This is a genomic window from Nitrobacter vulgaris (genome assembly GCF_031453995.1).
GTDB classification, from domain to species: Bacteria; Pseudomonadota; Alphaproteobacteria; order Rhizobiales; family Xanthobacteraceae; genus Nitrobacter; species Nitrobacter vulgaris.
Genome location: NZ_JAVDPZ010000006.1, coordinates 28,878 through 41,597, shown reverse-complemented (window position 1 = coordinate 41,597; position 12,720 = coordinate 28,878). Strand labels below are relative to the sequence as shown.

Genomic DNA, 12,720 nt, shown 5'->3' with positions numbered 1-12,720 from the left:
GGCTGGCAAGGAACGAAACGATGACATCCGCAGATTCCGCCGAACGCCGCAACCTTCGCATGGCCGTCCTCGTCGCCGGCCTTACCGCCGCGCTTGGCGCCTGCACTCATACGGGTCCGGTGGAAACCACCGCGAGCATTCCGAACGATTATCGCTTGCGGCATCCTATCGCGATCCAGGAAACCGACCAAACCGTCAATATCTTCGTCGGCAACACACGAGGCGGCCTGACGGCTCAGCAGCGCGCCGATGTCATCGGGCTTGCGAGCGTCTGGCTCCGCGAGGGAACCGGCGCCATTATCGCTGAGGTACCCACGGGCACCAGCAATGCCCGGGCGGCGGCAGATTCATTCAAGGAGGTGCGTTCGCTATTGAACGCAGCCGGGGTGCCGCCGCGCGGAATCATCGTCCGGCAATACCACCCCTCCGATCCGCGCCTGTTCGCAACCATTCGCCTGACCTATCCGCGAATCGGCGCCGTGGCAGGCCCGTGCGGTGTCTGGCCTGACGATCTCGGCCCTTCGATCAAGAACAGGGGCTATCTCGACAACAAGCCTTACTGGAATTTTGGGTGCGCCACTCAGCGTAACCTTGCATCGATGATCGACAATCCATCGGACCTCGTCCAGCCGCGGCCCGAAACCCCGCCCTACACGGCTCGCCGCACCGAAGGTTTCGAAAAGTATCGCAAGGGCATGACCACCGCGACGGACTATCCCGAAGCCGAAAAAGCCAAACTCAGCGACACAGGCAAATGATCAGTTACGCTCGCCAGGACGCAGACTCGACCGCATCCCCTTCGCCGGGCGCGGAGGATCATATTGCACCGGCGCCGCGTGTATCGGTGCAGGTCTTTTGCGAGACGATGGAAACAGCGACGGCCGTTCAAGCCGCCGGCGAGGATCGCCGGCTGGCCAAGGCTCACCTCAAGATCCAGATGGGCGGCATGGCCGCTGCGGTGGAAGCCTATCGGTCGGCGCCGACACCGAACGTCATCATTCTCGAGACCGAAGAGCGCGGCGACATTCTGGCAGCACTCGACCACCTTGCGACCGTGTGCGACGCAGGCACGCGCGTTATCGTGATCGGCCGCGTCAACGACGTGACGCTGTATCGCGAGTTGGTCAAGCGCGGCGTCAGCGATTATGTCATCGCGCCCACCGCTCCCATCGACATCGTACGCTCCGTTTGCGGCTTGTTTTCAGCCCCGGAAGCGAAGGCGGTCGGCCGGGTCATCGCAATTGCCGGTGCCAAGGGCGGCGTCGGCGCCTCGGCGATCGCCCACAATGTCGCCTGGGCCATTGCACGCGATCTGGCGCTCGATTCCGTCGTCGCCGACCTCGACCTCGCTTTCGGTACCGCTGGGCTGGACTTTAATCAGGACCCATCTCAAGGAATCGCCGATGCCGTCTTTTCGCCGGACCGTATCGACACCGCTTTCGTCGATCGCCTGTTGTCGAAATGCACCGATCATCTGAGTCTGCTCGCCGCGCCGGCGACGCTGGACCGCGTCTATGACTTCGGGACGGAAGCATTCGATTCGACCCTTGATACGCTGCGGGCGACGATGCCCTGCATCGTGCTCGATATTCCGCATCAATGGTCGGGCTGGACCAAGCGAGCCCTGATCGGAGCAGACGATATCCTCATCGTCGCGACACCCGATCTCGCCAGCCTTCGCAACACAAAAAACCTGTTCGACCTGCTGAAGGCCGCGCGGCCGAATGATCGACCTCCGCTGTATTGCCTCAACCAGGTCGGGGTTCCAAAGCGGCCGGAAATCAACGCCAGTGAATTCGCCAAGGCCATTGAAAGCCAGCCGATCGTCAGCATCCCGTTCGACCCACAGATGTTCGGGTCGGCCGCGAACAACGGCCAGATGATCGCGGAAATCGCGCCGAGCCATCGCACTACCGAAATGTTCCTGCAGATCGCCCAACGCCTGACCGGCCGCGGCGAAGCGAAAAAGCCGAGAAAATCGTTCCTGCCGCCATTCATCGAGAAGTTGCGGGCAAAATAAGTCATTGCGTGGAGTACCGTCGTGTTTGGCAAGCGTAGCGGACCAGAGGATAACGCCCGGAAGCTGGCGGGCCTGACGGAGATCACACCGCCCGCCCCGCTTGCGCAAACGTCCACGGAAATCGCTCCGCCCAAAGTCTCCTCACCGCAGCTCGCGCCAACACGCCCGGCGACCCAAACGCCGACCATCGATACCCGCCGGTCAGACACCTATTACCAGGTCAAGGCCACCATTTTCGGCGCGCTGATCGAGGCCATCGATCTCGCTCAGCTCGCCAAGCTCGACGGCGAATCCGCGCGCGAGGAAATTCGCGACATCGTCAACGAGATCATCGCGATCAAGAATATCGTGATGTCTATTGCCGAGCAGGAAGAACTGCTTGACGACATCTGCAACGACGTTCTCGGTTATGGCCCGCTCGAACCGCTCCTGTCCCGCGACGATATCGCAGACATCATGGTCAATGGCGCCGGCACGGTCTTCATCGAAGTCGCAGGAAAAATCCAGCGAACCGGAATCCGGTTTCGCGACAACCAGCAACTATTGAACATCTGTCAGCGCATCGTCAGCCAGGTTGGCCGGCGGGTCGACGAATCCTCGCCGATATGCGATGCGCGTCTTGCCGACGGATCCCGCGTCAACGCCATCGTTCCGCCACTCGCGATTGACGGACCCGCGCTGACGATCCGCAAGTTCAAGAAGGACAAGCTGACCCTCGACCATTTGGTGAAGTTCGGCGCCATCACCCAGGAAGGCAGCACGATCCTTCAAATCATCGGTCGGTGCCGTGCCAATGTGCTGATCTCGGGCGGCACCGGCTCCGGCAAGACCACGCTGCTAAACTGCCTCACCAACTATATCGACCACGACGAACGCATCATCACCTGCGAGGACGCGGCCGAGCTTCAGTTGCAGCAACCGCACGTCGTTCGGCTCGAAACCCGTCCGCCGAACATTGAGGGCGAGGGTCAGGTCATGATGCGCGACCTGGTCCGCAACTGCCTGCGCATGCGCCCCGAACGCATCATCGTCGGCGAGGTTCGCGGACCGGAAGCGTTTGACCTGCTACAGGCAATGAACACAGGCCATGACGGCTCGATGGGCACGCTGCACGCGAACAATCCGCGCGAAGCGCTATCTCGCTGCGAGTCGATGATCACAATGGGCGGCTTTGCGCTGCCTTCGCGTACAATCCGCGAGATGATCTGCGCCTCGATCGATATCATCATCCAGGCCGCACGGCTGCGCGACGGCTCGCGGCGCATCACTCACATTACCGAGTTGATGGGGATGGAGGGCGAAACCATCATCACCCAGGATATCTTCGTCTACGACCTGCTTGGCGAGGATGCCAACGGCAACGTGATCGGCCGGCACCGTTCGACGGGAATCGGCCGGCCGCGATTTTGGGAACGCGCGCGGTACTATAACGAGGAGAAGCGGCTCGCAGCCGCGCTCGATGCGTCGGAAGTCAAGGTCGAGATCTGAGGACGCGCGCTCATGAACTTGCAAATACTGGCCTTGGCATTCATGGCTGCAACCGCAGTGGGCGGCGTCGCATGGGTTTTCCTGTATCCGACGTTGTCGGGCGAGGTGAAGGCGGAAAAGCGCCGGGCCGCGTTCGCGCGAACCAGTCCGGATATCCGACAAGTCGATAGAACCCAGCGCTCGCGCCGCGAGCAGATCGAGGGATCGCTACGGGAAATCGAGCAACGCCAGAAACGCGACAGAAAAGTCACCCTCAACCATCGCATCACACAGGCAGGCCTGTCATGGTCGAAGGAGAAGTTTCTGATCGCTTCCGGCATTTTCGCCCTGATCTGTTTCGCCGTTCCAATGATTTGGGGAGCCGGACCGATCGCGGCGGTCGGTCTGGCATTCGCGGCAGGCTTTGGTGTGCCGCGCTGGCTCCTCGGATTTCTCAAGAAACGTCGGGAGACTGCGTTTCTGCGGGCTCTTCCCGATGCGGTGGACGTGATCGTCCGCGGCATCAAGGCCGGCTTGCCGCTGTTTGAATCGCTCAAGGTCGTCGCCGCCGACTCGCCGGAGCCGTTAAAAAGCGAATTCCGGGCCATCATCGAAACACAGGCGATCGGCATGCCACTCGGCGAGGCCTGTTCGCGATTGTTCGAACGCATGCCGGTGCCGGAAGCGAACTTTTTCGGGATCGTGATCTCGATCCAGCAGAAATCCGGCGGCAATCTGTCGGAAGCACTCGGCAACCTGTCCAAGGTGCTGCGCGACCGCAAGAAGATGGCCGAGAAAATCCAGGCCATGTCGATGGAGGCCAAGGCGTCCGCCGCGATCATCGGCTCGCTGCCTCCGATCGTCATGCTGCTGGTCTATCTATCCACGCCTGACTACATCGCGATGCTGTGGACCCATCCCACCGGGCGGCTGATGCTGGCCGGCTCCGTGCTGTGGATGTCGGCCGGCATCTACGTGATGAAAAAAATGATCAATTTCGATTTCTGACGGTGCAACATGCTCGAGTTCCTGATCGAGAAATTCCACGACCCGCGGTTCATGACGATGGTCCTCGCCGCCATCGCCGCCAGCGCGACCGTCTACACGCTGGTCACGCCTTTTCTTGTGACGGATGGCTTTACCAAGCGGATGAAGGCCGTCGCCAGCGAGCGCGAGCGCATTCGGCAGCGGGAGCGCGAGCGGCTCGCGAAATCCGAAAAGGTCTCTCTTCGTCAAGCACCGAAGCAGTTCGTCTCGAAGATCGTGGACGATCTCAATCTTGGGAAGTGGGTGGCTCAGGAGGCCGCACGCGAAAAACTCGTCATGGCGGGATATCGCGGTCAGGCTCCTTACGTCACCTTTCTATTCTTCCGCATGGTCACCCCGATCGTGATGCTGATCGGAGCGATCACCTACGTTTTTCTGATATCGCACACGCAGCAATCCACCCCTATCAAGATCGGCATCTGCATCGGCGCCGCGTTTTTGGGCTTGCAGGCGCCAATGTTGTTTCTGAAAAACGCCATTACCAAGCGTCAGCTCTCGATCAAGCGAGCTTTCCCGGACTCGCTCGATCTGCTGCTGATCTGCATTGAATCCGGCATGTCCATCGAAGTCGCGTTCCGCAAGGTCAGCACGGAGATCGGCAACCAGTCGGTCGCGCTGGCGGAAGAATTTACTCTGACCACAGCAGAACTGTCGTACCTTCAGGATCGCAAGATCGCCTACGAAAATCTGGCGAACCGCACCGGTGTCGAAGGAGTTAAATCGGTGTGTCTCGCGCTCCAGCAGTCAGAACGATACGGCACCCCGCTCGCGCAAAGCCTTCGCGTAATGGCGCAGGAAAATCGTGATATGCGCATGACCGAGGCCGAGAAGAAGGCCGCCGCTCTGCCGCCCAAGCTGACGGTCCCGATGATCGTGTTCTTCCTGCCCGTTCTGTTCGTGGTCATTCTCGGACCGAGCGGCATCAAGATCGCAGCGCAAATGCACTGAGGCTTTGCAAAACGGCGGTTTAAGAGACCGGCCCGTCCGACCGTGGATAACTTTCCGCCCGTGATCTGCGGGAGTCTTGCCTGACCGCATCAGCCGCACCGACCCGCGCGTTGGCGCCGCGCCCGAGCATCTGCTTCAGATAGGCCACGTTCGCCGCTGCTTCATCGACGGGCAGATCGGCCTTCACGATACCCTCGGCTTCGTCGAACCGGCCCTGCAAGCCGACGACCAGCGCCAGGTTCTGCCGGATCCGGCCATCGACCGGAGCGCCGGCGTAAGCACGACGCAAGGTCTCCTCTGCTTTTGGCAACTCCTTGGTCAGGACATACGACATTCCGAGATTGGACAGCACCGAGGGCTCGTCGGGCACGATTCTGAGCGCGCTCGCGTAATAGCGGCGCGCATCCTCGTGACGACCGAGCTTGTCGAGCGTCGTCCCCTGGACGGAAAGAATCCGCCAGTCCGGATTCGCCGGCGTGTGCGCCCGGCCGAGAACATCGAAGGCTTGCTGCGACTGCCCGTTGTCCGCCAATGCCCGGCCCCAACTGGCAAGCACCAACTTGTTTCCAGGATTGAGGATCGCGGCGCGTTCCAACACCGCGGCCGCCTGAGCGCGCTGCCCGATGGCGCGCAATGCCGCTCCATATTTCAAGGCCGCGTCGACATCCTTGGGGTTGGCACGAAACTTCTCGCCATAAAGTTCGGCCGCTTGATGAGGATCGGTTTCGGAATTTGTCGCGGATTTCGTGCCTAGCGAGCCGGTGACATCACGCATGCCCGCGGTCTGACAGCCGGCAAGACCGGACGCCAGCATTGTCGTTACGGTAGCGGATGCGAGAAGCCTAGCAAGGCACGACTGCTGACGCATGGCACTTTCACTCGCAATTGCGGCTGATCGAAAGTTGGGCCACTTCAGCAATAGACTGTTAACCCTAACGTCTGGTTAACTACTCCGACTGGCGCCAGCGTCGCTTCCGGTTTAACTCTCCCTCTTCTAACGGAATGAGATCACCCACCATGAATCCCGCGTTTGCGACTTCGTCAGCCGAGGCGGCTATTCCGATCATTTTTGTGTCGAAGGCAGCTTGGCAAGCGGCTGACGCAACGCCCGACGGTCCTGCTCGCCGTTTTGCCGAGGCGAGCGGCTTTCTGGCCAAGTCGGGACAGTACCTCGCGCTACCCGCGGCGAACGGCGACATCTCACACATTCTCTTCGGTCTTGGCGAGGAATCAGACCAAACGCGCGATCCCTTTCTCGCTGGCAAGCTGCCGGGTCTGTTGCCGCCCGGCACCTACCGCTTTGCCAATGCGCCGCGCGATATCCATCTCGCAACACTGGCCTTCGCGCTCGGCAACTATCGCTTCGACCGCTATCGCAAGGCCGACGCACCCAAAGCGCGTCTGGTGCCGCCCGAGGGCGTCGACATCGCGGCCATCTCGCGGATGGGGGAAGCGGCATCACTTGCCCGCGACCTGATCAATACGCCCGCCAACGACATGGGACCCGAAGAACTTGCGGCAGCGGCTCAACATCTCGCCCAGCGTTTCGGCGGGGAATTCAGTTGCATCGTCGGCGACGATCTGAAGCAGCGGAATTTTCCGCTGATCCATGCGGTCGGCATGGCCTCGCCGCGCGCGCCGCGCCTGATCGATATTGCCTGGGGCGATCCCACGCACCCGAAGGTCACGCTGGTCGGCAAGGGCGTCTGCTTCGATACCGGTGGCGTCGATCTCAAACCCGCCAGCGGCATGCAGATCATGAAGAAGGACATGGGCGGCGCCGCCAATGTGCTCGCTTTGGCGCTGATGGTGATGGATGCGAAGCTGAAAGTCAGGTTGCGCGTGCTGATCCCGGCCGTTGAGAACGCCGTGGCCGGGAACGCATTCCGGCCGCTCGACATCTTTCCGTCGCGTAAGGGACCGACGGTGGAAATCGGCAACACCGATGCCGAAGGCCGACTGGTCCTTGCCGACGCGCTGGCGCTGGCCGACGAAGAAGCACCTGAGCTACTGATCGATCTCGGAACGCTCACCGGCGCGGCCCGCGTGGCGCTGGGGCCGGACGTACCGCCGTTCTATACAAACGACGACCCATTGGCGCTCGACATCGCGCGCTGCGCGCAGACCGAGAACGATCCGCTGTGGCGGATGCCGCTGTGGCCGGCCTACGGTGCCTGGCTCGATTCCAAGGTCGCCGACATCAATAATGCGCCGTCGGGCGGCTTTGCCGGATCGATCGTATGCGCGCTGTTCCTGCAACGCTTTGTCGAGGCGGCGACGAGCTGGCTTCACGTCGACATCTACGGCTGGACGCCGTCGGCCAAACCGGCGCGTCCGGAAGGTGGCGAATGCCAGGCCGCGCGCGCGATCTACAGACTGCTGAGCGAACGCTATGGATGATCCGCGTCTCACACCGGCCCGGCCGGAGGTCGCCGCCCGCTATCTCGAGGGCAAGATCAATGCGGCGCGCTTCACCGACGGCGAGGAACACGAAGTCGTCGAAGCGGTAGCTCCCCTACAGCGCGAGCCTGCGCCGGATGCAATGCTCGAGACCCAGGCGCTGCGCGGCGAGCGCGTCATGATCTACGACCACAGTGCCGAAGGCTGGGCCTGGGGCCAGTTGGAAGGCGACGGCTATGTCGGCTGGCTCCCGGACCGCGCGCTTGCAAGGCCCGGCGCAGCACCGACGCACAAGGTCGTTGCCTTGCGGACGTTTGCGTTTCCCGGATCGTCGATCAAACTGCCGCCGGTTGAGACGCTATCGATCGGCGCCAGACTAACCGTCCAGCGTCATGACGGCGATTTTGCCGTTGCCAATGGTCATCTCTACATACCCGCCATCCATATCGCGCCGCTCGATCATATTGTGGCGGATTTCGTCGCGGTCGCCGAAATGTTCGTCGGAACGCCGTATCTGTGGGGTGGCAAGACCAGCCTCGGCATCGACTGCTCTGGCCTCGTGCAGGTCGCACTCAACGCATCCGGCATCGCATGTCCGCGCGACAGCGATATGCAGGAGCAAGCCATGGGTCGCACGTTGTCTTCGGCGGAATCGCAAGAGCTGCGGCGCGGTGATCTGATGTTCTGGAAAGGACACGTCGCCATCATCCGCGACGCAACCACGCTCGTCCACGCCAACGCCTATCACATGGCAACGGCGATCGAGACAATCGAAGTGGCGCTCGCCCGCATCCAGACAGGAGGCAGCACCGTCACCTGTGTCAAGCGGCTGGATTGATTATAGCGTTTTCGAGCGACGAGGATCCAAAGCCCCGCTTCTGATTCCATCAGAAGCGCGAAGGCTCTAGTCTGCGTTCGATTCCCCCGACGCAGTCTCCAGCCGGAAGGCGGCGGCAAACAGCGCGCGCGTGTAATCTGATTTCGGACTCTTGAACAGCTCCGACGCCGGCCCTTCCTCGACGACCTTGCCGTGCCGCATCACGATGAGATGACTGGCAAGGGAAGCGACCACGCGCAGATCGTGGGAGATGAACATGTAGGTCAGGTCGCGCTTGCGCTGAAGCTCTCGCAAGAGATCGACCATCTGCGCCTGAAACAGCATGTCGAGTGCGCTGGTCGGTTCGTCGAGCACGACGAAATTCGGCTCCAGCACCACGGCGCGCGCGATACTGATACGCTGGCGCTGGCCGCCAGAAAATTCGTGCGGATAGCGGAAGCGCGTCGCAGGATCGAGCCCGACATCTTTCAGAGCCTTGACCACCCGTGTCTCGCGCTCGGCGTCCGTCAGTGCACGCTGATGCACGCTCAAGCCCTCGGCCACGATATCGCCGACCGACATCCGCGGACTTAACGCTCCGAACGGATCCTGAAAAACGATCTGCATATCGCGACGGAACGGCCGCATCTCCTTGAAGCGCAAACCCTGGATATTTTTGCCGAGGAACACGATCGGGCCATCCGACGAGATCAGCCGCAACAGCGCCAGTCCGAGTGTGGTCTTGCCGGACCCGGATTCGCCGACGACGCCGAGCGTTTCGCCCTTGCGCACCTTCAGCGTCACACCGTCCACCGCCTTGATGTGGCCGACCGTCCTGCGTAACAGACCGCGGCGGACTGGAAACCAGACCTTGAGGTCGTCGGCCGCGATCACGACGGGCGATTCCGGCCGCGGCGGCGCCGGGTCGGGCTTCGGCTCCGCGGCTAGCAGTTCGCGCGTGTAGGGATGCCGCGGCGACTCAAAAACCTCCTCGACCGGTCCCTTCTCGACGATCTTGCCGCCGTTCATGACGCAGACGCGATCGGCGATGCGGCGGACGATGCCGAGATCGTGCGTGATGAAGAGAAGGCTCATACCGAGCCGGGCGCGGATATCCGCCAACAGGGCCAGGATCTGCGCCTGCACCGTAACATCGAGCGCGGTGGTCGGCTCGTCCGCGATCAGAAGGTCGGGTTCGTTGGCAAGCGCCATCGCGATCATCACGCGCTGACGTTGGCCGCCGGACAACTGATGCGGATAGCTGGCAAGGCGGGTTTCCGGATCAAGAATGCCGACCTGGCTCAGCAGTTCCAGCGTCCGCTTCCGCGCCGCCGCGCCGCGAATTCCACCGTGCAGCAGCAATATCTCGCCGATCTGCTCCTCGATGGTGTGCAGCGGATTGAGCGAGGTCATCGGCTCCTGAAAGATAATCGAGATGTCGTTGCCGCGAACGCTCCTGATTTCGCGCTCGGACAGGCTGAGCAGCTCGCGTCCGTTAAAGCGGATGTTCCCGGAGGGATGCGATGCGGCCGGATAAGGCAACAGCTTCAGGACCGAGAGCGCGCTGACAGACTTTCCAGAACCGGACTCGCCGACCAATGCCACGCACTCGCCGCGCTTGATCTCGAATGAAATGCGATCAACGGCAATCGACGGTCCGCCGGCATGGTGAAATGCAACGGACAGGTCGCAAACGTCGAGCAGCGGCTGATCGATGGTGTCCATCCGGGGCCTTACCTGAACGTCTTGCGCGGATCGAAGGCGTCACGCACGGCTTCGCCGATGAAGATCAGTAGCGACAGCATGATCGCGAGCGCGAAGAACCCTGTGAAGCCGAGCCACGGCGCCTGCACGTTAGCCTTGCCCTGCGCCAGCATTTCGCCGAGCGAAGGCGAGCCCGGCGGCAATCCGAAGCCGAGAAAATCCAATGCAGTGAGAGTCATGACCGACGACGATACGATGAACGGCAGGAACGTCATGGTCGCGACCATGGCGTTCGGCAGAAGATGGCGGAACATGATGGTCGCATTCGATACGCCGAGCGCCCGCGCCGCCGTGATGTATTCGAAGTTACGGCCACGCAGGAATTCGGCGCGCACAAGACCGACCAGCGAGACCCACGAGAACAGCAGCAGGATTCCGAGCAGGACGAAGAATCCGGGCACCAGGATCGACGACAGGATCAAGAGCAGATAGAGCGAGGGGATCGCGGTCCAGACTTCGATGAAGCGCTGAAAGCCGAGATCAACCCAGCCGCCGAAATAACCCTGCACCCCGCCAGCCGCGATACCGATGACCGACGAGACAATGGTCAGGCAAAGCCCGAACAGGACCGAAATCCGGAATCCGTAGATCAGCCGCGCCACGACGTCGCGGCCCTGATCGTCGGTGCCGAGCCAGTTGTATTCGAGGTCGCGGCAGCTTGTGAGGTTCTTTCGCTGCACCACCTCCTTGCATTCGGCCTCGGTCAAAAGCCAGGTTGGTTTTGAAGGCGCCGGCGTCGGCAAATCGAGATTGTGGGTGTCGTAGGAATAGCGGATCGGCGGCCAGATGATGGTGCCACCCTTGGCCGCGATCAGCTTCTGCAAATAGGGATCGCGATAATCGGCGGCGGTCTCGAAATCGCCTCCAAATGCGGTTTCCGGATAGGTCACGAATGCCGGGAAATAAAGGTGCCCATCAAACCGGATCAGGAATGGCCGGTCGTTGGCGATTAATTCCGCGAACAGCGAGATGAAGAAAAGGATCAGGAATATCCAGAGCGACCAGTAGCCGCGCCGGTTGGATTTGAAGTTCTGCCAGCGGCGGCGATTGAGCGGCGACAGGCGCAGCGGATGGCGCGCCGGCGGCACAGCCTCCCCGAGCGGCGCCACGGAATCGGCTTCAACGGGCTTTGGCAACGTCACCGCCATCAGACCTCCCGCGCCTCGAAGTCGATCCGCGGGTCGATCCACATGTAGGTCAGATCGGAGATCAGGTTGATCACAAGCCCAACCAGCGAAAAGATGAACAACGTGCCAAACACCACCGGATAATCGCGATTGAGCACGCTCTCAAAACCGAGAAGGCCGAGGCCGTCGAGCGAAAAGATGGTTTCGATCAAAAGCGAACCTGAAAAGAAAGCGTGAACGAACGCGCCGGGAAATCCGGCGATAACGATCAGCATGGCGTTGCGGAATACGTGATTGTAGAGCACCTGCCGCTCGCTGCAGCCCTTGGCGCGCGCCGTCATCACATACTGCTTGCGGATTTCGTCAAGGAACGAATTCTTGGTCAGCAATGTCATGGTGGCGAAGGCGCCGAGCGCCATCGAGATGATGGGCAGCGTGAGATGCCAGAAATAATCGAGAATCTTCCAGTACCAGGGAAACTGGCTCCAGCCGTCCGACGTCAATCCGCGCAAAGGGAAGATGCTGAAGAACGATCCGCCAGCGAACAGAATGATGAGAAGAATCGCGAACAGGAATCCCGGAATCGCAAACCCGACGATGATGACCGCCGAAGTCCAGGTATCGAAGCGCGATCCGTCTCTTACCGCCTTGCGGATTCCGAGCGGGATCGAAATCAGATAGGTCAAAAGCGTCATCCAGATGCCGAGCGACATCGAAACCGGCAGCTTCTCCTTGATGAGCTGGATCACGGTGGTGTCGCGGAAATAGCTCTTTCCGAAATCGAAGCGGGAGAAATTCCACAGCATTAGCAGAAAGCGTTCGGGCGCGGGCTTGTCGAAGCCGAACTGCTTCTCAAGGCTCTTGATGAAAGCGGGGTCGAGCCCCTGCGCGCCACGGTATTTCGAGCTGACAGCGTCGGAGGATGCTCCCACCTGGGCGCGCGCGCCGAAGTCGCCGCCGGACGAGCCGGAAATGCGCGACATCCCGCTGGTGTCCGAACCGCTCAATTGCGCGATCACCCGCTCGACCGGACCGCCGGGCGCGAACTGCACCACGACGAACGACACGAACAGGATGCCCAGCAGCGTGGGGATCATCAACAGAATGCGGCGGGCGATATAGGCGGCCAT

Annotated in this window: 11 protein-coding genes; 7 read left to right on the top strand and 4 right to left on the bottom strand. The window is 61.3% G+C overall.

Going from position 1 to position 12,720, the window contains the following annotated elements:
* Positions 1–20: 20 nt before the first annotated feature.
* The 5 genes from GGQ85_RS05290 (at position 21) to GGQ85_RS05270 (ending at position 5,482) form a co-directional block, all read left to right on the top strand.
* Positions 21–758, top strand: coding sequence for a CpaD family pilus assembly protein (locus GGQ85_RS05290; protein WP_309773686.1), 738 nt, complete (start codon positions 21–23; stop codon positions 756–758).
* Positions 755–2,020 (top strand): CpaE/TadZ family protein, encoded by a 1,266-nt coding sequence (locus GGQ85_RS05285; RefSeq protein WP_309773685.1) that lies wholly within the window; start codon positions 755–757, stop codon positions 2,018–2,020. The genes GGQ85_RS05290 and GGQ85_RS05285 overlap by 4 nt, the downstream gene beginning before the upstream one ends.
* A gap of 81 nt (positions 2,021–2,101) precedes the next feature.
* Positions 2,102–3,508, top strand: a complete 1,407-nt coding sequence (locus GGQ85_RS05280) for a TadA family conjugal transfer-associated ATPase (RefSeq protein ID WP_374708850.1) — start codon at positions 2,102–2,104, stop codon at positions 3,506–3,508.
* A gap of 12 nt (positions 3,509–3,520) precedes the next feature.
* The gene (locus GGQ85_RS05275) at positions 3,521–4,495 is read left to right on the top strand and encodes a type II secretion system F family protein (RefSeq protein ID WP_079445356.1); all 975 of its coding nucleotides are present in this window, start codon (positions 3,521–3,523) and stop codon (positions 4,493–4,495) included.
* Between the two features lie 9 nt (positions 4,496–4,504).
* Positions 4,505–5,482, top strand: coding sequence for a type II secretion system F family protein (locus tag GGQ85_RS05270; RefSeq protein WP_309773684.1), 978 nt, complete (start codon positions 4,505–4,507; stop codon positions 5,480–5,482).
* 19 nt (positions 5,483–5,501) lie between these two features.
* On the opposite strand, the gene GGQ85_RS05265 is transcribed toward GGQ85_RS05270, so the two are convergent.
* A complete protein-coding gene (locus GGQ85_RS05265) occupies positions 5,502–6,350 on the bottom strand; it encodes a tetratricopeptide repeat protein (RefSeq protein WP_079445354.1) in 849 nt (282 codons plus the stop codon).
* Between the two features lie 149 nt (positions 6,351–6,499).
* Between GGQ85_RS05265 and GGQ85_RS05260 the strand changes: the two genes are divergently transcribed.
* Positions 6,500–7,882 carry a leucyl aminopeptidase family protein gene (locus tag GGQ85_RS05260; RefSeq protein WP_309773683.1) on the top strand — a complete coding sequence of 461 codons (1,383 nt, stop codon included), beginning with the start codon at positions 6,500–6,502 and terminating at the stop codon, positions 7,880–7,882.
* Positions 7,875–8,720: a C40 family peptidase gene (locus GGQ85_RS05255; protein WP_309773682.1), complete on the top strand. Its 846-nt coding sequence runs from the start codon at positions 7,875–7,877 to the stop codon at positions 8,718–8,720. The genes GGQ85_RS05260 and GGQ85_RS05255 overlap by 8 nt, the downstream gene beginning before the upstream one ends.
* 66 nt (positions 8,721–8,786) lie before the next feature.
* Here the strand turns inward: GGQ85_RS05255 and GGQ85_RS05250 are convergent, their stop codons facing one another.
* The 3 genes from GGQ85_RS05250 to GGQ85_RS05240 are packed head-to-tail and all read right to left on the bottom strand — an operon-like array spanning position 8,787 to position 12,720.
* Positions 8,787–10,424: an ABC transporter ATP-binding protein gene (locus GGQ85_RS05250; protein WP_309773681.1), complete on the bottom strand. Its 1,638-nt coding sequence runs from the start codon at positions 10,422–10,424 to the stop codon at positions 8,787–8,789.
* 8 nt (positions 10,425–10,432) lie between these two features.
* Positions 10,433–11,611: an ABC transporter permease gene (locus tag GGQ85_RS05245; protein WP_079445350.1), complete on the bottom strand. Its 1,179-nt coding sequence runs from the start codon at positions 11,609–11,611 to the stop codon at positions 10,433–10,435.
* A complete protein-coding gene (locus GGQ85_RS05240; RefSeq protein ID WP_309773680.1) occupies positions 11,611–12,720 on the bottom strand; it encodes a microcin C ABC transporter permease YejB in 1,110 nt (369 codons plus the stop codon). The genes GGQ85_RS05245 and GGQ85_RS05240 overlap by 1 nt, the downstream gene beginning before the upstream one ends.

What these genes read in the sequence shown, in the direction of transcription:
- GGQ85_RS05275 (WP_079445356.1), top strand. Translation starts at nt 3,521, where the DNA reads ATGAACTTGCAAATACTGGCCTTGGCATTCATGGCTGCAACCGCAGTG.
- GGQ85_RS05265 (WP_079445354.1), bottom strand. Translation starts at nt 6,350, where the DNA reads ATGCGTCAGCAGTCGTGCCTTGCTAGGCTTCTCGCATCCGCTACCGTA.
- GGQ85_RS05255 (WP_309773682.1), top strand. Translation starts at nt 7,875, where the DNA reads ATGGATGATCCGCGTCTCACACCGGCCCGGCCGGAGGTCGCCGCCCGC.
- GGQ85_RS05240 (WP_309773680.1), bottom strand. Translation starts at nt 12,720, where the DNA reads ATGGCCGCCTATATCGCCCGCCGCATTCTGTTGATGATCCCCACGCTG.
- GGQ85_RS05270 (WP_309773684.1), top strand. Translation starts at nt 4,505, where the DNA reads ATGCTCGAGTTCCTGATCGAGAAATTCCACGACCCGCGGTTCATGACG.
- GGQ85_RS05290 (WP_309773686.1), top strand. Translation starts at nt 21, where the DNA reads ATGACATCCGCAGATTCCGCCGAACGCCGCAACCTTCGCATGGCCGTC.
- GGQ85_RS05245 (WP_079445350.1), bottom strand. Translation starts at nt 11,611, where the DNA reads ATGGCGGTGACGTTGCCAAAGCCCGTTGAAGCCGATTCCGTGGCGCCG.
- GGQ85_RS05260 (WP_309773683.1), top strand. Translation starts at nt 6,500, where the DNA reads ATGAATCCCGCGTTTGCGACTTCGTCAGCCGAGGCGGCTATTCCGATC.
- GGQ85_RS05250 (WP_309773681.1), bottom strand. Translation starts at nt 10,424, where the DNA reads ATGGACACCATCGATCAGCCGCTGCTCGACGTTTGCGACCTGTCCGTT.
- GGQ85_RS05285 (WP_309773685.1), top strand. Translation starts at nt 755, where the DNA reads ATGATCAGTTACGCTCGCCAGGACGCAGACTCGACCGCATCCCCTTCG.